The organism is Undibacterium sp. Tian12W (assembly GCF_049339405.1).
Taxonomy (GTDB): Bacteria; Pseudomonadota; Gammaproteobacteria; order Burkholderiales; family Burkholderiaceae_D; genus Undibacterium.
Genome location: NZ_JBMPPK010000004.1, coordinates 226,655 through 252,764, shown reverse-complemented (window position 1 = coordinate 252,764; position 26,110 = coordinate 226,655). Strand labels below are relative to the sequence as shown.

At 51.1% G+C, this 26,110-nt stretch carries 28 protein-coding genes; 1 reads left to right on the top strand and 27 read right to left on the bottom strand.

Annotation, left to right across the window (positions count from 1 at the left end):
- Nucleotide 1 precedes the first annotated feature (1 nt).
- Nucleotides 2–676: a DUF2461 domain-containing protein gene (locus ACO0LI_RS06965; protein WP_423031866.1), complete on the top strand. Its 675-nt coding sequence runs from the start codon at nt 2–4 to the stop codon at nt 674–676.
- On the opposite strand, the gene tatC is transcribed toward ACO0LI_RS06965, so the two are convergent.
- From tatC to ACO0LI_RS06830, 27 genes are all read right to left on the bottom strand, one after another.
- Entirely contained in the window at nt 662–1,447 is a 786-nt protein-coding gene (gene tatC, locus ACO0LI_RS06960) for a twin-arginine translocase subunit TatC (protein WP_423031864.1), read from the bottom strand. The two genes, ACO0LI_RS06965 and tatC, sit on opposite strands and share 15 nt — an antisense overlap.
- Nucleotides 1,448–1,491: 44 nt before the next feature.
- The gene (gene tatB / locus ACO0LI_RS06955) at nt 1,492–1,977 is read right to left on the bottom strand and encodes a Sec-independent protein translocase protein TatB (protein ID WP_422950323.1); all 486 of its coding nucleotides are present in this window, start codon (nt 1,975–1,977) and stop codon (nt 1,492–1,494) included.
- 46 nt (nt 1,978–2,023) lie between these two features.
- Nucleotides 2,024–2,245 (bottom strand): Sec-independent protein translocase subunit TatA, encoded by a 222-nt coding sequence (tatA, locus tag ACO0LI_RS06950; protein ID WP_422950322.1) that lies wholly within the window; start codon nt 2,243–2,245, stop codon nt 2,024–2,026.
- A gap of 118 nt (nt 2,246–2,363) precedes the next feature.
- Nucleotides 2,364–2,735 (bottom strand): histidine triad nucleotide-binding protein, encoded by a 372-nt coding sequence (locus ACO0LI_RS06945; protein ID WP_422950321.1) that lies wholly within the window; start codon nt 2,733–2,735, stop codon nt 2,364–2,366.
- 47 nt (nt 2,736–2,782) lie between these two features.
- Nucleotides 2,783–3,136, bottom strand: coding sequence for a phosphoribosyl-ATP diphosphatase (locus ACO0LI_RS06940; protein ID WP_162060926.1), 354 nt, complete (start codon nt 3,134–3,136; stop codon nt 2,783–2,785).
- Nucleotides 3,133–3,534: a phosphoribosyl-AMP cyclohydrolase gene (gene hisI / locus ACO0LI_RS06935; RefSeq protein ID WP_162043491.1), complete on the bottom strand. Its 402-nt coding sequence runs from the start codon at nt 3,532–3,534 to the stop codon at nt 3,133–3,135. The genes ACO0LI_RS06940 and hisI overlap by 4 nt, the downstream gene beginning before the upstream one ends.
- Complete coding sequence (hisF, locus tag ACO0LI_RS06930) at nt 3,531–4,295, bottom strand: imidazole glycerol phosphate synthase subunit HisF (protein ID WP_110256503.1); 765 nt, start codon at nt 4,293–4,295, stop codon at nt 3,531–3,533. Before hisF ends, hisI begins: the two co-directional genes overlap by 4 nt.
- Nucleotides 4,292–5,083, bottom strand: coding sequence for a 1-(5-phosphoribosyl)-5-[(5-phosphoribosylamino)methylideneamino]imidazole-4-carboxamide isomerase (gene hisA, locus ACO0LI_RS06925; protein WP_422979001.1), 792 nt, complete (start codon nt 5,081–5,083; stop codon nt 4,292–4,294). Before hisA ends, hisF begins: the two co-directional genes overlap by 4 nt.
- A 100-nt stretch (nt 5,084–5,183) precedes the next feature.
- The gene (gene hisH, locus ACO0LI_RS06920; protein WP_423031862.1) at nt 5,184–5,822 is read right to left on the bottom strand and encodes an imidazole glycerol phosphate synthase subunit HisH; all 639 of its coding nucleotides are present in this window, start codon (nt 5,820–5,822) and stop codon (nt 5,184–5,186) included.
- Nucleotides 5,823–5,889: 67 nt separating this feature from the next.
- Complete coding sequence (hisB, locus tag ACO0LI_RS06915; protein ID WP_110256500.1) at nt 5,890–6,492, bottom strand: imidazoleglycerol-phosphate dehydratase HisB; 603 nt, start codon at nt 6,490–6,492, stop codon at nt 5,890–5,892.
- Nucleotides 6,489–7,565: a histidinol-phosphate transaminase gene (hisC, locus tag ACO0LI_RS06910; protein ID WP_423031860.1), complete on the bottom strand. Its 1,077-nt coding sequence runs from the start codon at nt 7,563–7,565 to the stop codon at nt 6,489–6,491. The genes hisB and hisC overlap by 4 nt, the downstream gene beginning before the upstream one ends.
- Nucleotides 7,566–7,639: 74 nt before the next feature.
- Nucleotides 7,640–8,413, bottom strand: coding sequence for a DNA-methyltransferase (locus tag ACO0LI_RS06905; protein ID WP_423031858.1), 774 nt, complete (start codon nt 8,411–8,413; stop codon nt 7,640–7,642).
- Nucleotides 8,414–8,456: 43 nt separating this feature from the next.
- The gene (hisD, locus tag ACO0LI_RS06900) at nt 8,457–9,773 is read right to left on the bottom strand and encodes a histidinol dehydrogenase (protein WP_423031856.1); all 1,317 of its coding nucleotides are present in this window, start codon (nt 9,771–9,773) and stop codon (nt 8,457–8,459) included.
- 17 nt (nt 9,774–9,790) lie between these two features.
- Nucleotides 9,791–10,456, bottom strand: coding sequence for an ATP phosphoribosyltransferase (gene hisG, locus ACO0LI_RS06895; protein ID WP_423031854.1), 666 nt, complete (start codon nt 10,454–10,456; stop codon nt 9,791–9,793).
- A complete protein-coding gene (gene murA, locus ACO0LI_RS06890) occupies nt 10,457–11,707 on the bottom strand; it encodes a UDP-N-acetylglucosamine 1-carboxyvinyltransferase (protein WP_422950314.1) in 1,251 nt (416 codons plus the stop codon). It lies immediately after the preceding gene.
- Nucleotides 11,707–11,943 (bottom strand): BolA family protein, encoded by a 237-nt coding sequence (locus ACO0LI_RS06885; RefSeq protein ID WP_162043501.1) that lies wholly within the window; start codon nt 11,941–11,943, stop codon nt 11,707–11,709. The genes murA and ACO0LI_RS06885 overlap by 1 nt, the downstream gene beginning before the upstream one ends.
- A 116-nt stretch (nt 11,944–12,059) precedes the next feature.
- Nucleotides 12,060–12,815, bottom strand: a complete 756-nt coding sequence (locus tag ACO0LI_RS06880) for an ABC transporter permease (RefSeq protein WP_422950361.1) — start codon at nt 12,813–12,815, stop codon at nt 12,060–12,062.
- A gap of 5 nt (nt 12,816–12,820) precedes the next feature.
- Nucleotides 12,821–13,741, bottom strand: coding sequence for an ABC transporter ATP-binding protein (locus ACO0LI_RS06875; protein WP_422950360.1), 921 nt, complete (start codon nt 13,739–13,741; stop codon nt 12,821–12,823).
- 196 nt (nt 13,742–13,937) lie between these two features.
- On the bottom strand, nt 13,938–14,213 hold the full coding sequence (locus tag ACO0LI_RS06870; RefSeq protein ID WP_423031852.1) for an STAS domain-containing protein: 276 nt from the start codon (nt 14,211–14,213) through the stop codon (nt 13,938–13,940).
- Nucleotides 14,214–14,266: 53 nt separating this feature from the next.
- Nucleotides 14,267–14,917, bottom strand: a complete 651-nt coding sequence (locus tag ACO0LI_RS06865) for an MlaC/ttg2D family ABC transporter substrate-binding protein (protein WP_422950312.1) — start codon at nt 14,915–14,917, stop codon at nt 14,267–14,269.
- A 242-nt stretch (nt 14,918–15,159) separates the two neighbouring features.
- Nucleotides 15,160–15,936 (bottom strand): MlaA family lipoprotein, encoded by a 777-nt coding sequence (locus ACO0LI_RS06860; protein WP_422950311.1) that lies wholly within the window; start codon nt 15,934–15,936, stop codon nt 15,160–15,162.
- Complete coding sequence (gene mlaD / locus ACO0LI_RS06855) at nt 15,920–16,408, bottom strand: outer membrane lipid asymmetry maintenance protein MlaD (RefSeq protein ID WP_422950310.1); 489 nt, start codon at nt 16,406–16,408, stop codon at nt 15,920–15,922. The genes ACO0LI_RS06860 and mlaD overlap by 17 nt, the downstream gene beginning before the upstream one ends.
- Before the next feature lie 123 nt (nt 16,409–16,531).
- Nucleotides 16,532–17,302: a lipid asymmetry maintenance ABC transporter permease subunit MlaE gene (gene mlaE, locus ACO0LI_RS06850; RefSeq protein ID WP_422950309.1), complete on the bottom strand. Its 771-nt coding sequence runs from the start codon at nt 17,300–17,302 to the stop codon at nt 16,532–16,534.
- Nucleotides 17,299–18,102 (bottom strand): ABC transporter ATP-binding protein, encoded by an 804-nt coding sequence (locus tag ACO0LI_RS06845; RefSeq protein WP_423031850.1) that lies wholly within the window; start codon nt 18,100–18,102, stop codon nt 17,299–17,301. Before ACO0LI_RS06845 ends, mlaE begins: the two co-directional genes overlap by 4 nt.
- Before the next feature lie 387 nt (nt 18,103–18,489).
- A complete protein-coding gene (locus ACO0LI_RS06840) occupies nt 18,490–19,953 on the bottom strand; it encodes a glutamate synthase subunit beta (protein WP_423031848.1) in 1,464 nt (487 codons plus the stop codon).
- A 125-nt stretch (nt 19,954–20,078) separates the two neighbouring features.
- Nucleotides 20,079–24,767, bottom strand: a complete 4,689-nt coding sequence (locus ACO0LI_RS06835) for a glutamate synthase-related protein (RefSeq protein WP_423031846.1) — start codon at nt 24,765–24,767, stop codon at nt 20,079–20,081.
- A gap of 456 nt (nt 24,768–25,223) precedes the next feature.
- On the bottom strand, nt 25,224–25,913 hold the full coding sequence (locus ACO0LI_RS06830; RefSeq protein WP_423031844.1) for a transposase: 690 nt from the start codon (nt 25,911–25,913) through the stop codon (nt 25,224–25,226).
- Between the last annotated feature and the right edge of the window lie 197 nt (nt 25,914–26,110).

Here is a 26,110-nt window from a genome sequence, read left to right as displayed (position 1 = left end):
CATGCATCTGATTGACTTGCAAGCTTATTTGTCCGAACTGGGCGACAACAATAACCGCGCCTGGTTTGTCATGAACAAACCGCGTTATGACATTTTGCGGGCAGAATTTTTACAACTGGTCACTGAGCTGATCACAGAGATCAGCAAGTTTGATCCTGCCATTTTGGGCCTGGAACCCAAAAAAGCCTTGTTCCGCATTAACCGCGACGTGCGCTTTGCGCATGACAAATCGCCGTACAAGACTACCTTCTCCTCTTCCATCCTCCCTAGCGGACGCAAGAAGCCCAGTGAAGGTGGCGGACCCGCTTATTATTTCCAGATGGATGGTACAGGCCGGCTGTTCTATGCGGTCGGTGAATACATGCCTCCGTCAGACCGTCTGAAGGCAATCCGCAATCACATCGTCGCTGACCCGGATGGTTTTGCCAAGGTCTTGAAGGACAAGAAACTGAAAGCCCAGTTGGGCACTTTGCAGGAAGAAGGCAAGCTGCAACGCCCGCCCAAAGGCTTTGATGCTGACCTGCCGCATATAGAGCAGATCAAGCTGAAGAACTTCATGGTGTGGACTGAATGCCCGCTCAAGGGCATGGATACTGATGAGCTGAAAACCACCCTGCTGACAGCTTACCGTAGCGCGATGCCACTGGTAAGCTGGTTGAGATCAGTTCCCGTTTGATTCGCTGGATCCTGAGGTTTCTTCAGGCGCCTGGGTTACCCTTACAAACATGGGGGCGATCAGCAAACCCAACTCATACAAGATGCACATGGGCACAGCCAATGAGAATTGGCTGACAATGTCCGGCGGTGTCACGATGGCGGCGATGACGAAAGCACCGACGATGACATAAGGGCGTATGGCCTTGAGTTTATCCAGCGGCACCAGGCCCATGCGTACCAGCACAACCACGATCACCGGCACTTCAAAAGTCACGCCGAAGGCGAGGCACATGGACATGATGAAGTCCAGATAATTTTCTATATCCGGTGAGACGTTGATGGATGCAGGGGCAAATTCATTGATGAATTTAAAGACACGGCCAAATACCAGAAAATAACAAAACGCTACGCCGCTCAAAAATAGTACTGATGAAGAAATCACCAATGGAGCGACCAGACGTTTTTCATGGGTGTACAGGCCAGGTGCAACAAAAGCCCACACCTGATACAAAATCCAGGGCAGGGCCAGCATGAATGCCAGCAACAAGGTCACCTTCATCGGCACCAGAAAAGGTGAGATAACGCCAGTCGCAATCATTTTTGAACCGGCAGGTAAAGATGCCAGCATGGGTTGCGCGAGAAAATCGTAAATAGCCGAAGGCCCCGGCCATAACATCAAAGCACCGCAGGCGATGACCAGGCCATACATGGACTTGACCAGCCTGTCACGCAACTCAACCAGATGCGAGATAAAACTTTCTTCAGGAGCCTGTTCCGTGTGATCGCTCATGCGAATACCGCCAGATTATAAAAACGCAAAGACATAAGCGAAAATTAAAAGAAGCTGCCGCCAGATCGGGGATAGGCACGATGACGCGCCATTCTTGCCGATCCAGAGATAATATGCTGGCGCTGGCCGTGGCGGTTTTTATACCAGGCAGGCAGTGCCGAAGTACGCGCGAGTTTTTTTCGGCGGAAGTTTTTTGCCTTGACCGCCAGTTGCTCAGGCGTGGCCGTATGCAACAAGGCGGTATCAGTTTCCTGACCCAGATTGCGCAATTCCTGCTCAGTCTCGGACCAGGTCTTGTGTATCGATTGCTCTACATTCTGCGCCGCATCGTGCACATCTTTATGCATCTTGCGCAATTCTTCCAGCTCAATTTCGCGGCTGACTTCAGATTTGACGTCATTGATGTAACGCTGCGCACGTCCCAGCAAGGTACCGGCCATTCTTGCCACCTTGGGCAATTTTTCAGGGCCAATCACGATCAAAGCAACCACACCTATCAAGGCGAGTTTGCTGATTCCCAGGTCTATCATGGGTAAAACCTACATAAAAAATCCAGATTACCGGTAAAGAATGCAATCACAGTTTGGATTTTTCTTTGGCTTCTACATCTATCGTGCTTTTGTCGGCAACTTGCTGAGATCCTGCAGCAGCCTTGTCTTCTTCACCCTTGAGGCCATCTTTGAAACCCTTAACGGCTTTACCCAGATCAGGGCCGATATTGGCGATCTTTTTTGTACCAAACACAACAACAACGATAGCCAGCACCACCAGCCAATGCCAAATACTGAATGAACCCATGATGTACTCCTTATGAGAGTCTTGCTCTCGAAAAATATGAATAGAAACCCGCGATTATCAAACCCAGCCATATCACAGTGTCAGCTCAGCGTCTGTTCACTGTCGGTCATCTGGTAGATCAGCGTTGTCCTCGCCAAGGCTTGGGGCCACCTATCACATGCATATGCAGATGATACACCTCTTGCCCACCATCCGGTCCGGTGTTGATGAGGGTTTTGTAACCGCCCGTTAAGCTGCCATCAGCCTCTTGCACCGGTGCACATCCTTGCTCCTGTGCCAATTTTGGCGCCAAAGCAAGCATTTTTCCCAACAAAACCGAATGCTCAGCTTGCACTGAAGACAAGGTATCGATATGTACTTTGGGGATAATCAACAGGTGCACAGGGGCAGCCGGGTTGATATCTTTAAAGGCCAGCAATTCTTCATCTTCATAGACACTGGCGGATGGAATTTGTTTTGCGGCAATCTTACAAAAAATACAGTTATCCACGTTTTATCCGTTCTTTTCAACAAGACGCATGATGTCAAATGATGGCTTCACGCATCCTTGCGTGCTGCCTTTTCTTCAATACCAGAAATACCTTCGCGCCTTGCCAGCTCGTCCAGCACCTGCTGAGGGCTGAGATCATACTGCGCTAACATGACAAGCGAATGAAACCACAGGTCAGCACACTCATATAAAAGCTTGGACGCATCACCAGACACGCGTGCATCCTTGGCGGCCATGACAGTTTCTGTTGCTTCTTCGCCTATCTTTTTCAAGATGGCATCGTCACCCTTGGAAAACAGGCGGGCGACATAGGACTTGTCCGGGTCACCACCATTCACCAGTTTACGGCTTTCTATGATCTCTGCCAGACGCTGTAAAGTCTGTATTTGTGTATTACTCATTTGTAGATGCTTTCCGGATCTTTCAAGACCGGATCAACTGCCTGCCAGTCACCATCATTGAGACTACCTTCAAATTTCTGGAAGAAACAGGAATGGCGGCCAGTGTGGCAGGCGATGCTGTCAATCTGTTCTATCTTCAGCAAAACCACGTCTTCGTCGCAATCAATGCGGATTTCTTTGACCTTCTGGATATGACCCGACTCTTCGCCTTTGTGCCAGAGTTTCTTGCGTGAACGACTCCAGTAAACCGCCTCACCCAGCTCTACGGTTTTAGAGAGGGCATCGCGGTTCATCCAGGCAAACATCAGAATATCGTTGCTGCTGGCCTCTTGTGCAATGACAGGTACCAGGCCGTTTTCGTCCCATTTGACCTTGTTCAACCACTTTGCCGCGCTCATGACAACCTCATCGGTATATGTTGTGCAGCCATAAATTGCTTGGCCTCGCCTACTGTATGTTGTCCGTAATGGAAGATGCTGGCAGCCAGTACCGCATCTGCCCCACCTACCTTGATACCATCGGCCAGATCTTGCAAACCACCAACGCCACCTGATGCAATCACGGGTATCGATACTGCGTCTGACACTGCACGGGTCAGGCCCAGATCAAAACCAGAACGCGTGCCATCCTTGTCCATGCTGGTCAGCAGGATTTCGCCGGCACCGAGTTTGGCCATATGCTGCGCCCATTCAACAGCATCCAGACCAGTGGCATTGCGGCCACCGTGGGTGAATACTTCCCACTTGCCTGGACCTACGTTCTTGGCATCAATTGCGACGACTATGCATTGCGAACCATATTTATGCGCAGCATCCGCCACCAGTTGCGGATTGGTGACGGCAGAAGTATTGATACCTACCTTGTCCGCACCGGCATTCAGTAAACGGCGTACATCAGCCACCGTTCGCACTCCGCCACCGACAGTCAGCGGGATGAACACTTGCGAAGCCACGGCTTCAATAATCGGCAAAATCAGGTCACGGCCATCAGAAGATGCCGTGATATCGAGAAAAGTAATTTCATCTGCGCCCTGCCCGTCATAACGGCGGGCGATTTCTACCGGGTCACCGGCATCGCGCAGTTCCTGGAAATTAATGCCCTTGACGACGCGGCCAGCAGTCACATCCAGACAAGGGATAATACGTTTGGCTAAGCTCATTCAGTTTCTTCTTCATCATCGAATTCACCACTGAGTTCATCAGCACGGTCTTGTGCCGATGACAGGTCCAGCGTGCCTTCGTAAATCGAACGGCCACAGATGACACCTTCTATACCCTCGTCCTGCACAGCGCAAAGTGCTTCAACATCGGCCAGCACATGGACGCCGCCAGAAGCAATAACGGGGATGCTGACGGCTTGCGCCAGCTTGACGGTGGCCTCGATATTCACGCCGCCCATCATGCCGTCGCGGCCTATGTCGGTATAGACGATGGCCTCGACGCCATAGCCCTCAAATTTTTGGGCGAGGTCGATAACTTCATGGCCAGACAATTTGCTCCAGCCATCGGTAGCGACCTTGCCATCCTTGGCATCGATGCCAACGATGATCTGGCCGGGAAAAGCGCTGCAGGCATCTGCCAGGAACCCGGGGTTCTTGACCGCAGCGGTACCTATGATGATGTAGGACAGGCCATCGTCGAGATAGCGTTCTATGGTATCGAGATCACGGATACCGCCACCGAGCTGCACCGGGATTTCTTCGGTATCGGTTTCTTCTGCGTAGTCACGCACCGCTTGTATGATGGCTTTGACGGCCGCCTCGTTCTTGGGCTTGCCGGCAAACGCGCCATTCAAATCCACCAGATGCAGACGACGTGCGCCCTGACGCAGCCAATGGCGCGCCATTTCGGCAGGGTCTTCAGAAAATACGGTGGCCTGGTCCATGTCGCCTTGTTTAAGGCGTACGCAGTGGCCATCTTTCAGGTCTATAGCAGGAATGAGCAGCATGATATGAAAAAAAGTAGGAACGTCAATGTGGCAACAAGAAAAGACAACGCCAGTTAAAAATCAGTGTAAAAAATTTACCTCAAACACATGGTTCGCAAGCTTACGGTTTCCAGTGTACAAAATTCTTATACAGTTGCAAGCCAGCCGTCGCGCTCTTTTCAGGGTGGAACTGGGTGGCGAAAATATTGTCACGCGCTACGGCACAGGCAAACAGGCTGCCGTAATCCGTCATGCCGACTGCGTGTTGCACATTTGCAGGCTGAGCATAGTAGCTGTGAACAAAATAAAAATAGGCATCATCAGCAATATCTTGCCATAGAGCATGTGACTGCGATTGCTGTACGCGGTTCCAGCCCATTTGTGGCACTTTGTAACGCGAGCCATCTGCCTGCAATTGTCTGTCCAGCTCAAACCGCACTACCTTGCCGGGCAATAGCCCGAGGCCAGGCGTGTCGCCTTCTTCACTGACATCGAACAGCATTTGCTCACCGACGCAAACACCAAACAAGGGTTTGCTGCTGGCGGCTTCCAGCAAGGCATCTTGCAGGCCTGATTCACGCAGGCAGCTCATGCAATCCGGCATGGCGCCCTGACCTGGCAAAACGATACGATCGGCGCTGCGGATATCGGCAACTTCACCCGAGATCAGCACATTCGCCTCTGGGGCAACGGCACGCAGAGCTTGCGCTACCGAGCGCAAATTACCCATGCCGTAATCTACTACTACAATTTTATTCATAATGAATCACCAGCAAGCTGGTATCTCGTGTCTGCGATTTGTATCTGTATCGGTATTTGCATTACGATCAAAGGCTGCCTTTGGTCGAGGGTATGGTTCCTGCCGCACGCGCATCAAGCTCCGTCGCCATACGCAGGGCGCGGCCAAAGGCTTTGAACACCGTTTCGCATTGATGATGAGAATTGTCGCCGCGCAAGTTGTCGATATGCAAGCTGACTAAAGCATGGTTGACGAAACCCTGGAAAAACTCACGGGTCAGATCGACATCAAAATTGCCTATCATGGCGCGGGTAAAGGGAATATGGTATTCCAGGCCTGGGCGGCCAGAAAAGTCGATGACCACGCGTGACAAGGCCTCATCCAGCGGCACATACGCATGACCATAACGGCGTATGCCTTTTTTATCACCAATTGCCTTGGCAAATGCCTGGCCCAGGGTAATACCAACGTCTTCTACCGTGTGGTGGGCATCAATATGCAAGTCGCCTACGGCTTCTATGTCCAGATCAATCAGGCCATGACGGGCAATCTGATCCAGCATATGATCCAGAAAAGGGACGCCGGTATTGAGTTTTTGCTGGCCTGTGCCATCAAGATTAATGGCAACACGGATTTGTGTTTCATTGGTATTGCGGGTAACCGCCGCAATGCGTTCTATGGGCTTATTCATTTTGATGATAAAGATGCTGCCAGGGCAGCAAGAAAAAGAGCATTCTCTTCACGGGTGCTGACTGTGATACGCAGGCAGTTACCCAGCAGATTATGCATTTTACCTACATTTTTGACTAAAATTTTTTGTTCGCGTAATTTCACAAAGACTTGTTCGGCATTCGCAACACGTATCAACACAAAATTGGCAGCCGAAGGAAAGACTTGCACCTCTGGCAAGCTTGCCAAAACGGCCATTAATTCTGTGCGTTGCTGGCGCAATTCTGCTGCCTGCGCGTCCAGTATTTCTACTCTTGCCAAGACAAATTCTGCCGCTGCCTGCGTCAATACATTGATGTTGTAAGGCGGACGCACTTTTTCAAATTCATGCATGAGGGCATTATTACCAGCCATATAACCGAGACGTATGCCTGCCAGGCCCAGCTTGGAGACGGTGCGCATGACGATCAGATTATCAAACTCTGCCAGGCGTGACATGAAGCTGGCCTGGGCAAACGGTTGATAAGCTTCATCGACGATAACGATGCCATTTTCACCAACTGCCTGCAAAATGGCGACCATGTCGTCAGCATCGTAAAGCGTGCCCGTGGGATTATTGGGGTAAGCCAAATAAGTGATGGCAGGTTGATGTTCAGCAATAGCGGCCAGCATGGCTGCCTTGTTCAGCGTAAAATCCGGATTCAGATCTACGCCCACAAATTCCAGCCCGGCAAACAGGGCGGACATCGCATACATGACAAAGCCGGGCGCAGGTGCCAGCACCTTGGCACCTGGCTTTGCGCAGGCGATGGACACCATGCTGATAAGCTCATCCGAGCCATTGCCCAATACGATGTCATGTCCAGCAGGAACACCAAGTTTGTCGGCAATCAATTGCTTGAGGCTGACATAGGCGGGTTGTGGATAACGATTCAGTGCTACGCCTGCCAGATGCTGGGCCAGTTCCTGCTGCATATCAGGCGGCAACAGGTAAGGGTTTTCCATTGCATCCAGCTTCACAAAACCACTGGCGTCCGGCACATGATAGGCGGACAGGCTGGCGATTTCAGGGCGTATCAGTTTGGTGATGCTCAATTCTTTGCTCCATGTTCAGCTAGTACATTGAAAATCACGCAGGCTCCCGCTCAACAACCAACGTTCAACACAAATCAGGCAGAAAGTGCTTCCGTGTCGATCAAGGCCAGGCGATTTTCTATCATTGCGCAATAGTCGGGATTTAATTCAAATCCGACAAAATCACGCCCACAACGTTTGGCAGCTACGGCGGTGGTGCCGCTGCCCATGAAGGGATCGAGTACAACACCGCCGGGTGGGCAGGAAGCCTTGATCATGCGCTCGATGATTTCGAGCGGTTTTTGGGTAGGATGTTCTTCACGCTCGGCATGCTCTCTGTGCAGGCGCGAGACGCTCCAGACATCCTTGGGATTGAATCCCATTTCCAGCCACTTCGCACCCTCAAAAATCTTGCGGCTGCGGGCTTTCTTGGTGGCTGCATCATACGGGATGCGTATGGCATCCAGGTCAAAATAATAATCCTTGGCTTTGACAAAAAACCCTATCGTGTCATGCACCGATGAATACTTCCGTACGGTACCACCCATGGATGGCACCCGCCTGTCCCAGATAATTTCATTCATCATGCTCATGCGCTGCTTGAGCATGACAAAGACTTCTGGTGAATAACGCCAGGTCAGAAAGATATACAGGCTGCCATTCACCTTCAGCTTGGGCAGCGCCAAGTCTATCCACTGTGTCATCCATTCCAGATAGTCAGCCGACTCCATCTTGTCTGACTCATTGCCATAATCCTTGCCCAGGCCATACGGCGGGTCAGCCAGCAATAAATCTATGCTGCCATCAGGCAGACGCGCCAGACCTTGCAGCGCGTCTTCACAAAAAACCTGGTTACGCCATTCAGCCATCATATGCAGGTATAGGTATTCATGGCAGCCAGCAATTTTACTTTCATGACTTGAGCCGCAATTCTGCACTGCGCGCGTGAGCTTGCAAGCCTTCGCCATAGGCCAGTTCAGCAGCTACTTTACCCAGCGTCTGTGCGCCCTGCTCACTGACAAAAATCATCGATGAGCGTTTCTGGAAATCGTAGACACCTAACGGTGAAGAAAAACGTGCCGTGCGTGAAGTCGGCAAGACATGGTTGGGACCAGCGCAATAATCACCCAGGGATTCGGACGAATAACGACCGAGGAACATGGCACCGGCATGACGTATCTTGTCAGCCCATTGCTGAGGGTTTTCTGCAGAAATTTCCAGATGTTCAGCCGCGATGCTGTTGGCAATTTCGCAGGCTTCATCCATATCGCGCACCTTGATCAGTGCACCGCGATTGGCCAGAGAAGTGCGTATCACTTCATGTCTGGGCATATCCGGCAGCAGTTTGATGATGCTGGCTTGCACAGCCTCGATATAGGCTTCATCCGGGCACAATAAAATGGATTGTGCCAGTTCATCATGTTCAGCCTGCGAGAACAAATCCATGGCAACCCAGTCAGGGTCTGTCGTGCCATCGCACAAGACCAGAATCTCGGACGGGCCAGCGATCATGTCTATACCAACCACGCCAAACACACGGCGCTTGGCAGCAGCCACATAGGCATTACCGGGGCCAACGATTTTATCAACGGGCGGTATGCTTGCCGTACCATATGCCAGGGCACCAACTGCCTGTGCACCACCGATAGTGAAGACGCGGTCAACACCGGCAATCGCGGCAGCTGCCAACACCAAAGGATTTTTTACGCCGTCTGGCGTAGGCACCACCATGATGATTTCTTTGACACCTGCCACCTTGGCCGGTATCGCATTCATCAATACCGACGATGGGTAAGCTGCCTTGCCACCGGGTACATAGATACCAACGCGATCGAGTGGCGTGACTTTTTGTCCGAGTACCGTGCCATCAGCTTCGGTATAGCTGAAACCGGCAGAGCCGCATTCTGCCTTTTGAATTTCGTGATAGGCGCGTACGCGTGCTGCTGCCGTTTCCAGCGCAGTTCGACGCTCGACATTCAGGGATGCCAGTGCCGCCTGCATTTCTTCCTGCGTCAACTCCAGCGCGGCGACGCTGCTGGCATTGAGGCGGTCAAAACGATTGGTCGCTTCCAGCACGGCAGTGTCGCCGCTGGTTTTGACACTGGCCAGTATCTGCGCAGCGGCGCGGTCTATCGCTTCATCTTCACTCGCTTCAAAAGCCAGCAGGGAAGTCAGTTTCCTGGAAAAATCTGCATCAGTCGTATCAAGCCGGGTAATCAGGGATGCCATGCTGTTCTCTTGGTCAATTATGCATTTGCCCTGGAGGCACGATCAAATGCTTCCAGTATTGGTTGCAAGCGTTCACGTTTCAGTTTCAATGCAGCCTGGTTAACCACCAGGCGCGAAGAAATTTCCATAATGTGTTCAACCTCAACCAGATTATTCGCACGCAGGGTGCTGCCGGTACTGACCAGATCGACAATTGCATCTGACAAACCGACCAGTGGTGCCAGCTCCATCGAGCCATACAGCTTGATCAGATCAACGTGCACACCCTTGGCAGCAAAATGCTGACGCGCAGTTTCGGTATATTTGGTCGCAACACGCAAGCGCGCGCCCTGGCGCACGGCGTTTTCATAATCAAAACCAACAGACACAGCAACTGACATGCGGCATTTGGCAATATTCAGATCGATAGGCTGGTACAGACCAGCACCACCATGCTCATGCAAGACATCCTTGCCTGCCACACCAAAATCAGCCGCACCATATTGCACATAAGTAGGTACGTCAGACGCACGCACGATGATGACGCGCACATCAGGATCATTGGTCGCCAAAATCAGCTTGCGCGATTTCTCTGGATCTTCGGTCACACGTATGCCTGCCGCTTCCAGCAAGGGCAGGGTTTCTTCAAAGATGCGGCCCTTGGACAAGGCCAGTGTCAATTGTGGAGTGGTGGCTGAAGACATTTATTTGACTCGCTGTATCTGTGCACCGACTGCTGAGAGTTTGACTTCCATACGGTCATAGCCGCGGTCCAGATGGTAGATACGGTCTATCAGGGTTTCACCCTCGGCCACCATGGCGGCAATCACCAGCGAGGCAGATGCGCGCAAGTCCGTTGCCATGACAGGCGCGCCTATGAGTTTATCAACACCATTGACGATGGCAGTGTGGCCGTCGATTTCTATCTTCGCGCCCAGGCGATTCATTTCCTGCACATGCATGAAACGGTTTTCGAATATCGTTTCTGTGACACGGCTTGTGCCTTGCGCGATACAGTTCAGCGCCATGAATTGTGCCTGCATGTCAGTCGGGAAGCCTGGATATTCAGTAGTACGGAAACCGACAGCCTTGGGGCGGCTGCTCATTTGCGCACGTATCCAGTCAGGGCCAGTCGTCAGTATCACACCAGCGTCACGTAATTTATCAAGCGCGACATCAAGGATATCGCTACGTGTGTTTTTCAAAGTGATGTCACCACCGGTAGCAGCTACTGCGCACAGGAAGGTTGCGGTTTCTATGCGGTCAGCGATCACGGTATGAGTAGCACCGTGCAGACTCTCTACACCCTGGATAACGAGGCGGTCGGTGCCTATGCCTTCTATCTTGGCACCCATGGCGACCAGCAAGTTGGCCAGGTCAGTGACTTCTGGTTCACGCGCTGCATTTTCAAGTACGGTTTCACCTTCGGCCAGCGTTGCTGCCATCAGCAAGTTTTCTGTGCCTGTCACGGTAATCATGTCAGTGACGATGCGCGTGCCTTTGAGTTTCTTGGCTTTGGCATGGATGTAACCTGCTTCAATATTGATCTCGGCACCCATGGCTTGCAAACCCTTGATGTGCTGATCCACAGGGCGGGAACCTATCGCACAACCACCTGGCAGCGATACCTTGGCTTCACCAAAACGTGCCAGCAAGGGGCCGAGCACGAGTATCGATGCGCGCATGGTTTTCACCAGGTCATACGGAGCTTCAAGCTTGTCTATGGCTGCGCCATTGAGTACGGTCACACCGTTTTCCTGCGTAACTTGCAAACCCATCTGACGCAGCAATTTCAACATGGTACTGACGTCTTGCAGCGAAGGCACATTATGCAATTCGACGTTACCGGAAGTCAGCAAGCCTGCACACAGGATAGGCAGTGCAGCATTTTTTGCGCCAGAGATAGTGATGTCACCATTCAGGCGATTGCCGCCTGTGATCAATAATTTATCCATTATGCAGCGTACTCTTCTGGCGTCAGGGTTTTCATGGAAAGGGCATGTATTTCTTCACGCATGCGGTCACCGAGAACGGCATAGACGATCTGGTGACGCTGTATCGGACGCTTGCCAGCGAAGGCAGCAGAAACGATCACAGCATTAAAGTGCTGGCCGTCGCCTTCGACTTCCAGGTGTGTACATTCCAGACCGGCTGCAATGTAATTTTTAATTTGTTCGGGCGTAGGAAACACGGCTAACTCTCTTGATCAAAATGGTGAAGCAATTGTTGTACTGCGTATTGTTTTTACTTGATACTGACTCTGTGTCTTACTCAGTGATTTACTTAGTCTCTAACTCAGTGTCTTAATCAGTGTCGTAATTTATATCCACGTTTCAACATCTGGATGGCAATCGTCGCCAGCAACAACGAGAAAACTGTAACGATCATCAGGCTATGCAGAGGATCAACGTCGGACTTGCCGAAGAAACCAAAACGGAAGCCATCTATCATGTAGAAAAACGGATTGAAACGCGAAATACTTTGCCAGATGCCGGGCAGGGAATGAATGGAATAAAACACACCCGACAGGAAAGTCGCAGGCATGATCAAAAAGTTTTGGAAAGCCGCGAGCTGGTCAAATTTCTCTGCCCAGATACCGGCAATCAAACCCATGGTGCCCAGCATGGCAGCACCAAGGAAAGCAAAAATCGCTATCCACCAAGGCGCTACAAAATGCAGGTCAGCAAACCAGGCAGTGACGATGAAGACACCGGCACCGACAGCAACGCCACGCAAGATGGCTGCCAGTACATAGGCACTGAAAATTTCCCAGTGCGACAGTGGTGGCAACAAAATGAAGACCAGGTTACCAGTGATCTTGGACTGTATCAGTGAAGAAGAAGAATTCGCAAACGCATTTTGCAGGACACTCATCATGACCAGACCAGGCACCAGAAAGGCCGTGTATTTAACGCCAGGATAAACCTGTACATGATCTTCCAGCACATGGCCAAAAATCAGCAAATACAGGATGGCCGTCATGATGGGCGCAGTGATGGTTTGTGTCGCCACTTTCCAGAAGCGCAAAACTTCTTTGTAGAACAGGGTATTAAAACCGGTCAAGCTACTCATTTGCTGCCCTCCATGATTTGCAGGAAGACATCTTCCAGATCAGCTTGCAATAAATGCATATCTTCGATGACACAACCATCAGCACGGAAAGCGGCTAGCATGCCTTCGACCTGGTTGTAGTCAGTTACGCGCAGGGCAAACTGGCGTGGGTCTGACGGGGTTTCATGGGTAATTACCTTATCACGCAAGCTGGCAGGCAAAGTCACTACGCCACTAGCAGCCAAGGTGATGCGCAATTGCGAGCCCGAGATGCGCTTGATCAGATTGGCCGTGCTATCCAGCGCCACGACCTTACCGAGCTTCAGCATGGCGATACGGTTACACAAGGCCTGAGCTTCTTCGAGGTAATGTGTGGTCAGGACGACAGTATGGCCTTCGCGGTTCAGGCGGGCGATGAATTGCCATAGGGTCTGGCGCAGTTCCACATCGACACCGGCAGTCGGTTCATCGAGAACAATGACAGGTGGTTTGTGTACCAGCGCTTGCGCCACCAGCACACGACGCTTCATGCCGCCGGACAGCGCGCGCATATTGACGTCGGCCTTATTGGTCAGATCGAGGTTTTCCATGACCTCGTCTATCCATTTGTCATTGTTCTTCAGGCCAAAATAGCCAGACTGCATGCGCAGGGTTTCACGCACGGTGAAGAAAGGGTCGAATACCAGCTCTTGCGGCACCACGCCCAGCTTCTTGCGGGCATTGCGGTAGTCCGTGACCACATCATGACCTTGCACGGTGATGTTACCGGCGTCAGCACGGTTAAGGCCCGCCAGTATGGAAATCAAAGTAGTCTTGCCAGCACCATTTGGCCCCAGCAAACCGAAAAACTCACCCTCTTCTATAGTGAGTGACACACCGCCCAGCGCCTGTAGCGACTGGTAGCGTTTTTGTATATTGCTAATTTGTATGGCTGCCATCTGGCGTGTTTGCACTAAGTGCTCATCAGGGAATTAAGAACCGGAAAACCCGGTTTCTTGTCACTAGTTCACTATTACAGTCCACTAGAGTGACGAAACCTTTGATTATAGGGGATTTTCGGGATTTGATTTGAAATGGCATGCCTGCTTTACTGCTGAACATGCCTTTTCAAGGGAGAAACAACTCAGGATGCGATCAATGTCGCTCTGGTGTATGAAGCTGGAATTGCTCGTTGAGACCGTATAGTGCCAATAAACTCAGCAAGCTGGCAGAATAACCACTGAACTGTAGCTGCACGCCTTTCTGAATAGCCTGACGTTGCCAAGCTATCATGACCGCCACAGCGCTGGAGTCAATTTTAGTCAGCGCCGACAAGTCGAACGCTGACTGACCTGCAGCTATGGCAGACAAGCCCGCAGCAACTACTGCATTGGCATTATCATGGCTAAGCTCACCTGTTGCTGTATACACAATACGTTCCCGGATTTATTTTGCGTCTTATTATTGCGTCTTACTATTGCTTTTTATTTTCCGTTTTTGGCCGCACTCGCAGCTGCCAGTTTTTTATTCTTTTCAGACAGAGTCTGGATCAGGCCATCAATACCGGATTTACTGATTTCAGCAGCGAAACTGCCTTTATAGGTTTCCACCAGCCAGGCACCGAGTACATTGATATCAAAAATCTTCCAGCCAGCTGGCAATTTTTCGAGGCGATAGTTCAAGACAATTGGTTCACCGCGTGACTGTATAACCTGGGTACGTACCTCAACTTCTGTATCAGCTGCATCAGCACGCATAGGCTTGAATTCAACACGTTGATCCTTGATCTGAGAAATCGCGCCAGAATAAGTAAACACCAGCAAAGTACGGAATTCATTGGTCAATTGTTTTTGCTGAGCTGGCGTCGCGTCTTTCCAGCTTTTACCGGCAGCCAGGGAAGTCATGCGGGGAAAGTCTATGTATGGCAGGATTTTGCTTTCCACCATGTCATACACTTTCTTTTGATTCCCGGCCTGGATATCCTTGTCATTTTTTGCCGTATCCAGGATTTCCTGGCTCAGGCGTTTGACCAGGGCATCGGGTCCTTCCTGTGCTTGTGCCGCGCCGCTAGCCAGGCCGGTGATGAGTAAGCTGGCAAATACCAGATTAAAAAATTTTGTCAGAGTTCGTTTCATTTTATTATTCCTGTTCCTGATTTTGCGGCAAATGCCGCACATGAGCAGTTAACTTGTCAGCAGCCTCGGCGGTTGACTCAGTTCACCACACCTACACCAATTCTTACACTTGTAGGACTTACGCAAAACCGCCCCAGCTGCGTTGCAGCTCCTAGCCGTACTAAAGTACTGTCTTCGTCGCTGACGCCTTGCTGGGACAATTTTGCGTAAGTCCTGATCTGCAAATAGCGCTCAAACAATAATCAGTCTGCATCATCCGCATTAACCTGCCCTGCCCGGCGCTGCAAATAGGCGTCACGGAAGAAGACATATTTATCAAGTGCCGCTTCTTCCAGCAGGCTGCCGGCATCCAGTACCGATGCACGCTTATCAACCAAACGCACCACCGAACCTATGTTCTTGATATACATCGGCCGCTTGTAGTACCACAAATCCCCGCGCATATCGACAGGCGTCGCCAGTGCATCACGTACAGTCGATGGCCCCAGTACCGGCAAGACCAGATAAGGGCCGGACTTGACACCCCAGCGCCCCAGGGTCTGCCCAAAATCTTCATTATGCTTGGGCATGCCAGCTGCTGAACCTATGTCGATCAGACCACCTATGCCTATGGTGGTATTAACTGCAAACCGCATGACATCTGTGACACCATCATTGACACGTCCTTGCAGCAAATTATTCACTGCATTCCAGACGTCACCAATATTGCTGAAAAAATTGCCAATCCCAGTCTGTACAAAACTTGGCGTAGCAGCACGGTAAGCCTGCGCCACCGGTTTGACGACCGCCGTATCAACAGTGTCGTTAAAGCTGAACATGGCACGGTTGAAACCTTCCAGCGGATCACGCGGGTTCTTACCTATATTGGTCTTGGTGCTCAATACATCAAGGGTCTGGTCAGCCTTATCCTTGATTTTTTCTACCGAAACTGTGCTGCAACCGGTCAGCAATACACTGGCCATCAACAGCAACATGGCTAACATCCTGCTGCTTGCAGGAAACTTATTTGTTCTTGTCATTTTTCTCTTCCGTATTACCGTCTGCTGCTTTGCTGAACAGGAACTGACTGATCAGGCTTTCGAGCACGATGGCATCTTGGGTAAATGTAATTCTGTCACCTGCAGCCAGCAATTTTTCATCGCTGCCTGCGGTCAAACCTATATATTGCTCACCAAGCAAACCCGCGGTCAGGATCTTGATGGACGAATTTTTTGGGAATTTATAACGCTTTTCCAATTCCATGACGACAGTTGCCTGATAAGTTTTATCGTCAAACTTGATTTCACTGATGCGGCCCACTACCACGCCTGCACTTTTCACTGCAGCCCTGGGCTTGAGCCCGCCGATATTGTCAAAGCGCCCGGTAACAGTATACGTCTGCTCAAAGGACAGAGAGCTTAAATTGCCCGCCTTGAGTGCCAGAAACAACAGCGCAGCCGCACCCAGCAAGACGAACAGGCCTACCCAGAAGTCGAGAGATTTTTTTTGCATTTTTCTTTTCCACCTATTTCTTGCGATTTCTTACAGTTTTACCAGGCACACAGCCACTTTGCAGGCCAGGCAAATAATTCATTTTGCTCTATCCGCACAGCAAAATATGCGGATCAGGGCCAACTACTGGAACATCAATGCCGTCAACAGGAAATCCAGCCACAACACCAGCAATGAAGATATGACCACAGTCCTGGTCGTGGCACGCGCTACACCTTCAGGCGTAGGCTGCGCTTCATAGCCCTGGAATAATGCAACAAAGCTTACTGCAAAACCAAAGACGATGCTTTTGACGACGCCGTTACCAATATCCTGGAATACTGCGACGCCTGCCTGCATTTGCGACCAGAACGCGCCATTATCGACACCGATCAGTTTCACGCCAACAATATAACCACCAATAATGCCCATGGCATTGAAGATGGAAGTCAATATCGGCAAGGCGATGATGCCAGCCAGAAAACGCGGTGCCAGCACCCTTTGGATAGGGTTGACTGCCATCATTTCCATTGCTGCCAGTTGCTCGCCAGCTTTCATCAAGCCTATCTCAGCGGTCAGCGATGTACCTGCACGCCCAGCAAACAGCAAGGCGGTTACCACCGGGCCCAGTTCACGCACCAGCGACAGGGCAACCAAAAGACCCAGCGCCTCTTCCGATCCATAACGGTTCAGGGTGTAATAACCCTGATAGGCCAGCACAAAGCCGACAAACAATCCCGACACGGCAATAATCAACATCGAATAATTGCCGATGAAATGAATCTGGTCCGTGACCAGACGTGGCCTGCGCCACAAACCACCGCAACTCATCAATATCGAAAAAAAGCTGCGGGCCGAATAGCCCAGGTCAGCCATGGTCGATCTGACAAAACCGCCGATTTTTTCTACGATCATGTGCGCGTCTCCAAACCCAGGTCCGCCTGCAGGGATGCACCGGGATAATGGAAAGGCACGGGTCCATCTGCCTCTGCATGCACAAACTGTTTTACATAGGGGTCTTCTGAGGCCCGCATTTCTTCTGGCGTACCTTGTGCGACGATTTTGCCCTTGGACAAAAAGTAAACATAATCAGCGATCGCAAAGGTCTCATTCACATCATGTGAGACCAGAATGGAGGTTGACCCCAGAGCGTCGTTCAAGTTCCGTATCAAATTGGCAGCAACGCCCATGGAGATAGGGTCGAGACCAGCAAAGGGCTCGTCATACATGATCAATTCTGGGTCCAGCGCCACTGCACGCGCCAAAGCAACGCGTCTGGCCATGCCGCCTGATATTTCAGCAGGCATCAAACTGGCTGCATTACGCAAACCCACGGCCTGCAATTTCAGCAAAACCAGGTCACGTATCATGGTCTCGCTCAGGTCGGTATGTTCACGCATGGGAAAAGCCACGTTATCAAAGACACTCAAGTCAGTGAACAAGGCACCATGCTGGAACAGCATGCCCATTTTGCGGCGGATGGCATATAAACCCTTGGTGTCCAGCTCACTAACTTCTTGCCCATTGACCTTGATACTGCCGCGTTGCGCGCGGATTTGTCCGCCTATCAGACGCAAGATCGTCGTCTTGCCTGAGCCTGAGCCACCCATGACGGCAATCAGTTTACCGCGTGGGAAATCCATACGGAGTTCAGACAGGATGGTCCGGTCTCCATACCCAAACTGGATATCGCGAATTTCTACAAGATTTGGCACAGCAATGGGGAAGATAGTTTATAAAAACTAGATTGTAATGCAGAAAGGCAAAGAGGGTTGTACAGACAACTATATTAAAAAAACAACTAATTGATGAATATTCAGAATATTGCGGCTATTTCACGCAAAACGCGATAAATGCATATTTTTCCGAATTTAATTCAAATGATGGGGGCGAAAATAAATTTTTTAAATGAACGCAAAGTCAGTTATTTACAAATATCTGTCTAAAACTGGCCTGCCGGAGCGCACTGCCTACCATTTTACCCGCAAAAAACAAGCCGCCCCGCACTAAGAAAAATGCCAGTCAATAAGCAATTAATAATTAAAGCCCATTTCATCAATACAGATGAAATGGGCTCCGGTCCTGCTATTCAGTGTAGCAAATCAGCGCGGCAATACTGAATCACCCATGAGGAAGGCATCTACTTCACGAGCACACTGGCGCCCTTCACGTATTGCCCACACCACCAGCGACTGACCACGGCGCATATCGCCTGCTGCATATACCTTCTCGACATTAGTTTTATAGCAACCAGCACCATCTGTGCTTGCCCTGGCATTGCCGCGCGCATCTTTATCAACGCCAAAAGCATCCAGCACTTGTTGTACCGGCGAGACAAAGCCCATGGCCAGCAAGACAAGATCAGCTTTCATTTCAAATTCTGAATCCGGTACTTCCTGCATTTTGCCGTCTTTCCACTCCACGCGGCAGGCGATCAGCTTTTCTACCTTGCCAGCCTTGCCTTCCAGACGCTTGGTCGCTACTGCCCAGTCACGGTCACAACCTTCTTCATGCGAAGAAGAGGTGCGCAGCTTGGTTGGCCAGTAAGGCCAGACCATGGGTTTGTTTTCTTGCTCAGGCGGTTGCGGCATCAGTTCAAACTGGGCGACTGATTTGGCACCGTGACGGTTGGAAGTACCTACGCAGTCAGAACCGGTATCACCGCCACCGATAACGACGACATGCTTGCCACTGGCCATAATCTGGTCCTTGACTTTGTCACCGGCATTGACCTTGTTTTGCAGCGGCAAAAAGTCCATGGCGAAATGCACGCCTTTGAGTTCACGGCCAGGCACGGGCAAGTCGCGCGGGGTTTCTGCTCCACCGGCAATGATGACCGCATCGAAGTCTTTTTGCAGCTGTTCAGGGGAGATGGTTTCCTTGGCCCAGTTGGTCACTGTTGCGGGGAAGTCCTTGCCGACGAATACGCTGGTACGGAAAGTCACGCCTTCAGCGACCATCTGATCGACACGACGGTCGATATGGGATTTTTCCATCTTGAAGTCAGGAATGCCATAACGCAGCAAGCCACCAACACGGTCATTTTTTTCAAACACAGTCACATCATGGCCAACACGTGCCAGTTGCTGTGCCGCTGCCAGGCCCGCAGGCCCAGAGCCAACCACGGCAATTTTTTTGCCGGTCTTGATGGATGGAACTTGCGGCACGACCCAGCCGTTTTCCCAACCTTTGTCGATGATGAAATGTTCTATCGACTTGATACCGACGGCATCGCTATTGATACCAAGAGTACAGGCCGATTCACATGGTGCAGGACAAATGCGGCCTGTGAATTCAGGGAAGTTATTCGTTGAATGCAGGGTATCCAGCGCCAGTTTGTAATTGCCATTGAACACCAGATCATTCCAGTCAGGGATGATGTTGTTCACGGGGCAGCCGTTATTACAGAAAGGGATGCCGCAGTCCATGCAGCGTGCTGCCTGCACCTTGGCCTGGCCATCATCAAGATGTACCAGAAATTCCTTGTAATGCTTTTTTCGTGACTGTGGTGCTTCGCTTGCTTCTTGCAAACGCTGGTATTCCATGAAGCCGGTAATTTTACCCATTTTCTAACCTCAATTTTGTTGCGGGCATCTGCCCTGTCTGAATTTGAAATAAGCTGAAATAAGCTGAATAGTCTGGAGAACACAGGAGGGCGCGACCGCAGCAAAGCTGCGGCACGCTCACTCAACTATGCCGTGACTTTTTCCTTTTTCGCTACGAGCTGTTTGGCTGCATACATTTCACCCAGGGCGCGCTTGTACTCGGTAGGGAATACCTTGACGAACTTGGCACGGCTGCGGGCCCAGTCGTCCAGCAAATTGCGGGCGCGGGTACTGCCTGTATGTTTGAAATGACGCTCTATCAGATTGCGCAAGATAGCTTCATCGGTCTCGCCGTCACCGCCACGCAGGCGGCTATGCCAGATTGATTTATCCAGGGTTGCCACTTGTACGTCACCGGCCAACACCGGCTCCAGTGTCACCATGGACATATTGCACTTGGCTTCGAATTCACCTTCAGGGTCATAGACATAAGCGATACCGCCTGACATACCGGCAGCAAAGTTACGACCGGTGTTACCCAACACGATGACTGTGCCACCTGTCATGTATTCGCAGCCATGGTCGCCAGTACCTTCAACCACAGTGACTGCACCAGAATTACGTACGGCGAAACGTTCGCCGGCAACACCATTGATAAAGGCTTCACCAGAGATGGCACCGTACAGGACAGTGTTACCACAGATGATGTTGTCCACTGCCCAGCCACGGAATTCTGTATTCGGGCGGATGATGATGCGGCCACCGGACAAACCTTTGCCGACATAATCATTACCTTCACCCACCAAATCCAGCGTCACGCCATGTGCGAGGAAAGCACCGGCAGACTGACCAGCCGTACCTTGCAATTGAATGTGGATAGTGTCATCCGGCAAACCGGCATGACCATATTTTTTTGCCACTTCACCAGACAACATTGTGCCTACCGTGCGGTTCAGGTTTTTGATCGGTGATATGAAGGATACTTTTTCACCAGTTTCCAGAGCGATCTTTGCCTGGGCAATCAGTTTGTTGTCGAGCGCTTTTTCCAGGCCATGATCTTGTACATCAACATGGCGTATCGCTGCACCTTCAGCCAGTTCTGGCTGATAGAAGATGCGGCTGAAGTCCAGCCCCTTGGCTTTCCAGTGCGACACAGCTTTGGATTTATCCAGCAAATCAACACGGCCTATCAAATCGTCATAAGTACGTATGCCCAGTTGCGCCATGATCTGACGCAATTCTTCTGCTACAAAGAAGAAGTAATTGACGACATATTCAGGCTTGCCAGAGAACTTGGCACGCAAGACCGGGTCTTGTGTCGCCACGCCTACCGGGCAGGTATTCAGATGGCATTTGCGCATCATGATGCAGCCTTCAACCACCAGCGGTGCTGTCGCAAAGCCGATTTCATCGGCACCCAGCATGGCAGCAATCGCGACGTCGCGGCCAGTCTTCATCTGACCATCAGCCTGCACGCGCACACGGCCACGCAAGCCATTCAAGACCAGGGTTTGCTGGGTTTCAGACAAGCCCAGTTCCCACGGTGTACCAGCATGCTTGATGGAAGACAAAGGTGAAGCACCAGTACCACCATCATGACCAGCGATAACAACGTGATCAGCCTTGGCTTTGGACACACCGGCAGCAACGGTACCGACACCCACTTCAGATACCAGCTTGACCGAGATCGAAGCTTTTGGATTGGCGTTTTTCAAGTCATGAATCAACTGCGCCAAATCTTCAATCGAATAAATATCATGATGCGGTGGCGGAGAAATCAAGCCCACGCCAGGCACAGAGAAACGCAACTTGGCGATGTATTCAGAGACTTTATGCCCTGGCAACTGGCCGCCCTCACCTGGCTTGGCGCCTTGCGCCATCTTGATCTGTATCTGGTCAGCAGAACTCAGGTACTCAGCGGTAACACCAAAACGGCCAGATGCGACTTGCTTGATTTTCGAGCGCAGCGAATCACCATCCTGCAAAGGAATATCGACTTCGATCTGATCTTTGCCAATGACGGAAGCCAGCGTTGCGCCTTGCTTGATAGGGATGCCTTTCAGCTCTTGCTGGTAACGCGCAGGGTCTTCACCACCTTCACCGGTATTTGATTTACCGCCTATGCGGTTCATGGCCACAGCCAGCGTTGCATGTGCTTCGGTACTGATGGAACCCAGGGACATCGCACCCGTCGCGAAACGCTTGACGATTTCCTTCGCAGGTTCTACCTGGTCCAGTGCGATGGCTTTGCTTGGGTCTATCTTGAATTCAAACAGGCCACGCAAAGTCATATGACGCTTGCTCTGGTCATTGATGATCTGCGCGTATTCTTTATAAGAATTGTAGTTGTTGGCGCGGGTGGAATGCTGCAACTTGGCGATTGCATCGGGTGTCCACATATGGTCTTCACCACGGACGCGGAAGGCATATTCACCACCTGCATCCAGGGCATTTTCCAGTACTGGGTCTTGACCGAAAGCTGCCTTGTGCAAACGCAGGGCTTCTTCTGCAACTTCAAATACGCCTATACCCTCTACATTCGATGCCGTGCCCTTGAAGTATTTATCAACCAGGGATTTATTGAGACCAACTGCTTCAAAAATCTGCGCGCCACAATAAGACATATAGGTAGAGATACCCATCTTGGACATGACTTTCATCAAGCCCTTACCGACTGCCTTGGTGTAGTTATAAACGGCTTTTTCTGCTGACAATTCACCCGACAGATCCTTGGCCATATCGGCCAGTGTCTGCATCGCCAGGTAAGGATGGACAGCTTCTGCACCATAACCTGCCAACAGGGCGAAGTGATGGGTTTCGCGGGCAGAGCCAGTCTCGACTACCAGACCGGTCGTCGTACGCAAACCCTTGCTGACCAGATGCTGATGCACGGTAGAAGTTGCCAGCAAAGCCGGGATGGCAACATAGTTTGCGTCCATCTTGCGGTCAGTGATGATCATGATGTTGTGGCCAGACTTGACCGCATCAACGACTTCCGCACAGATAGATGCCAGGCGTGCCTCAATACCATCCTTACCCCAGGCGATGGGATAGCAGATATCCAGTTCGTAAGACTTGAACTTGCCGCCAGTATTGGCGCTGATATTACGCAGTTTGGCGATGTCAGCAAAATCCAGTATCGGTTGCGCGACTTCGAGGCGCATCGGTGGGTTGATGTTATTGGTATCGAGCAAATTCGGTTTCGGGCCGATGAAGGAGACCAGCGACATCACCATCGCTTCGCGGATAGGATCGATAGGTGGATTGGTCACCTGCGCAAACAATTGCTTGAAGTAGTTATACAGAGGCTTGAGCTTGTTCGACATGACTGCCAGCGAAGAATCATTGCCCATGGAGCCGATGGCTTCTTCACCTGCCAGTGCCATTGGTGCCATCAGGAACTTGAGGTCCTCCTGGGTGTAACCAAAGGCTTGCTGACGGTCCAGCAAAGTGGCGGAGTATTCTGTCTTGTCTTCCGCTGCCTTCAACTCATTGAGCTTGATACGTACCGATTTAATCCATTGCTTGTAAGGCTTGGCGTTAGCGTAGGTATCCTTGATTTCCTTGTCATCAATGATGCGGCCAGCTTCCAGGTCGATGAGGAACATCTTGCCTGGTTGCAGACGCCATTTCTTGATGATCTTGGATTCAGGAATAGGCAAGACGCCGGATTCAGATGCCATGACGACCAGGTCATCATCGGTAACGATGTAACGGGCAGGACGCAGGCCATTACGGTCCAGCGTGCCACCAATCTGGCGACCATCGGTAAAGGCCATGGCGGCCGGGCCGTCCCATGGTTCCATCATCGCTGCGTGGTATTCATAGAAGGCGCGGCGGTTCTCATCCATCATGGTGTGGTTTTCCCAGGCTTCCGGGATCATCATCATCATCGCTTGTGCAATTGGATAACCGGCCATGACCAGCAATTCCAGCGCATTGTCGAAACTTGCGGTGTCAGACTGGCCTTCAAATATCAGCGGATACAGTTTTTGCAAATCGTCGCCGAGTACTGCAGACTTCATGACGCCTTCACGGGCGCGCATCCAGTTGAAATTGCCTTTTACCGTGTTGATTTCACCGTTATGCGCAATCATGCGGTAAGGGTGGGCCAGCGGCCATTCAGGGAAAGTATTGGTCGAAAAACGCTGATGCACCAAAGCCAGCGCAGAAACACAACGCTCATCCTGCAAGTCTTTATAGTAGACACCAACCTGGTCAGCCAACAGCAAGCCTTTGTAGACGATGGTGCGGGCAGACATGGATGGCACGAAATATTCCTTGCCATGCAAGAGCTTCAAAGCTTCAATCGCATGCACAGCCGATTTGCGTATCACATACAGTTTGCGTTCCAGCGCGTCGGTGACCATGATGTCAGGGCCGCGACCAATGAAAATCTGACGGATGACCGGTTCTTTTTCACGCACGGTAGGTGACATCGGCATATCGCGATCCACAGGCACATCACGCCAGCCCAGTACAACCTGGCCTTCAGCGCGCACGGCACGTTCTATCTCTTGTTCGCAAGCCAGGCGGGATGCATGTTCCTTCGGCAGGAAGATCATGCCTACGCCATATTCGCCAGGTGGTGGCAGGTTGATGCCCTGTTTGGCCATCTCTTCACGGTAGTACTGGTCAGGAATCTGGATCAGGATACCGGCGCCATCACCCATCAAGGCATCGGCACCAACCGCGCCCCTGTGGTCAAGATTTTTCAAAATCAATAAACCCTGATCGACGATGGCATGCGTCTTCTTGCCTTTGATATGGGCAACAAAACCTACGCCACAGGCGTCATGTTCATTGGATGGGTCGTATAAACCTTGAGCGTGCATAGTGGATCTCCGGAGGACAATTTCAATATCAGGACTTACGTGAAACAGCTGTCGGCATGAATAGCTGGCTTGGCTATTCAGCAATTTTGCTGGCTGCGGATGGCAGCTTGATGACTTTAGTTTGAAGGGTGATCAAACCGTGCTGGCCATGCTTCCGGGTAAGGGCATGGCGCTACGCTGGACAAATGTGCCAGGCATTGATTGATTGTTAATGCCGGCACGACAGTTTGGCGTAAATCCTGTCAGGACAAGACAGAGAATAGTGCAGTGCAAAATATTGCGCAACTGATTTAATTAGGGTCGGTGTCAATTTAAAATAATCATATTCTCATGAATATTTAAATAGGGACATAGTAAATGCGCCGAAATTTATTGAGTTTCTGACGCTCATATGAGGATTTCCAGGCACGGAAGCAGCTTGCAGGCCCGCTCATGTAAAAGAAAAAATCAAACGCTTTACTGGGTTTTGCGGGGGCGGCCACGCTTGACCGGCTCTACCCGTCTCTCGGTCAGCTTGCTCATTTCTATCTTGAATTTAGCCGAGCCCAGCATCCAGGCCTTGGTGGTAGCCTGGGTAATTTCACTGATTTGTGTGTTGGACAAGCCCTGCTCCAGACTTTGCTTGTAGGCAGCTTCTCGCTGGAAAGGTGTATTACCCAATGCCCAGTAACAGCTATGATCAGTGATCAATGTATCGATATGCAGACCTACGTGATGGCGATAACTCGACCAGGTGTAATCGAGCAAATCCTGCACCAGACCGGCACGCAGAGGATTGCTTTCCATATAAATACTGCAAGGGATGAAGTAATTGGCTGACTCAATGACAGTGGCACGGTAACGTCCCTGCCACAGGGTGCCGGTACGCTGGTATTTGCGGTTGAAATAAGGGACATAGTGCCGACCCAGCCACTGCATCATCTTGCCCAGGCCTGGCTCATCACCGGGTGTCAGTAACAGATGCAGGTGATCTGGCATCAATACATAGGCATGTATAGCTACATCAAACAACTTGGCAGCTTGCTTGAGCCAGTCCAGAAAGCTGCTGTAATCCTCGGCATCCTGAAAAATCACGGCACCGGCATTGCCACGCTGGATAACATGATGTTGCTGATGCGGGATAACGAGTCGGGCTAATCTGGCCATGGGTATGCGGGCAATCCAAAAGAGTCTGGATTGTGCTTGGCATCAGTCTGTCTTGTCAAAACTTATCTGCCTGCGCATGCACGACAGCGCAGCACAGCACAGATTGTTAATAGTGAACAGCGAGCAGCGAACAGCGACCAGCGACCAGCGACCAGCGGGCTGATATTGACTGATATTGGCATTTGCATTCGCCATAA

What these genes read in the sequence shown, in the direction of transcription:
- hisH (WP_423031862.1), bottom strand. Translation starts at nt 5,822, where the DNA reads ATGAATAAAATTGTAGTAGTAGATTACGGCATGGGTAATTTGCGCTCG.
- ACO0LI_RS06940 (WP_162060926.1), bottom strand. Translation starts at nt 3,136, where the DNA reads ATGAGTAATACACAAATACAGACTTTACAGCGTCTGGCAGAGATCATA.
- hisD (WP_423031856.1), bottom strand. Translation starts at nt 9,773, where the DNA reads ATGGCATCCCTGATTACCCGGCTTGATACGACTGATGCAGATTTTTCC.
- tatC (WP_423031864.1), bottom strand. Translation starts at nt 1,447, where the DNA reads ATGAGCGATCACACGGAACAGGCTCCTGAAGAAAGTTTTATCTCGCAT.
- ACO0LI_RS06965 (WP_423031866.1), top strand. Translation starts at nt 2, where the DNA reads ATGCATCTGATTGACTTGCAAGCTTATTTGTCCGAACTGGGCGACAAC.
- mlaE (WP_422950309.1), bottom strand. Translation starts at nt 17,302, where the DNA reads ATGATCGTAGAAAAAATCGGCGGTTTTGTCAGATCGACCATGGCTGAC.
- ACO0LI_RS06905 (WP_423031858.1), bottom strand. Translation starts at nt 8,413, where the DNA reads ATGGCTGAATGGCGTAACCAGGTTTTTTGTGAAGACGCGCTGCAAGGT.
- mlaD (WP_422950310.1), bottom strand. Translation starts at nt 16,408, where the DNA reads ATGCAAAAAAAATCTCTCGACTTCTGGGTAGGCCTGTTCGTCTTGCTG.
- ACO0LI_RS06840 (WP_423031848.1), bottom strand. Translation starts at nt 19,953, where the DNA reads ATGGGTAAAATTACCGGCTTCATGGAATACCAGCGTTTGCAAGAAGCA.
- tatA (WP_422950322.1), bottom strand. Translation starts at nt 2,245, where the DNA reads ATGGGTTCATTCAGTATTTGGCATTGGCTGGTGGTGCTGGCTATCGTT.
- murA (WP_422950314.1), bottom strand. Translation starts at nt 11,707, where the DNA reads ATGGATAAATTATTGATCACAGGCGGCAATCGCCTGAATGGTGACATC.
- ACO0LI_RS06875 (WP_422950360.1), bottom strand. Translation starts at nt 13,741, where the DNA reads ATGGCAGCCATACAAATTAGCAATATACAAAAACGCTACCAGTCGCTA.
- hisI (WP_162043491.1), bottom strand. Translation starts at nt 3,534, where the DNA reads ATGAGCGCGGCAAAGTGGTTGAACAAGGTCAAATGGGACGAAAACGGC.
- ACO0LI_RS06865 (WP_422950312.1), bottom strand. Translation starts at nt 14,917, where the DNA reads ATGAAACGAACTCTGACAAAATTTTTTAATCTGGTATTTGCCAGCTTA.
- tatB (WP_422950323.1), bottom strand. Translation starts at nt 1,977, where the DNA reads ATGATAGACCTGGGAATCAGCAAACTCGCCTTGATAGGTGTGGTTGCT.
- hisF (WP_110256503.1), bottom strand. Translation starts at nt 4,295, where the DNA reads ATGAGCTTAGCCAAACGTATTATCCCTTGTCTGGATGTGACTGCTGGC.
- hisB (WP_110256500.1), bottom strand. Translation starts at nt 6,492, where the DNA reads ATGAATAAGCCCATAGAACGCATTGCGGCGGTTACCCGCAATACCAAT.
- ACO0LI_RS06835 (WP_423031846.1), bottom strand. Translation starts at nt 24,767, where the DNA reads ATGCACGCTCAAGGTTTATACGACCCATCCAATGAACATGACGCCTGT.
- hisG (WP_423031854.1), bottom strand. Translation starts at nt 10,456, where the DNA reads ATGTCTTCAGCCACCACTCCACAATTGACACTGGCCTTGTCCAAGGGC.
- ACO0LI_RS06860 (WP_422950311.1), bottom strand. Translation starts at nt 15,936, where the DNA reads ATGACAAGAACAAATAAGTTTCCTGCAAGCAGCAGGATGTTAGCCATG.
- hisA (WP_422979001.1), bottom strand. Translation starts at nt 5,083, where the DNA reads ATGCTGCTCATTCCTGCTATAGACCTGAAAGATGGCCACTGCGTACGC.
- ACO0LI_RS06830 (WP_423031844.1), bottom strand. Translation starts at nt 25,913, where the DNA reads ATGGCCAGATTAGCCCGACTCGTTATCCCGCATCAGCAACATCATGTT.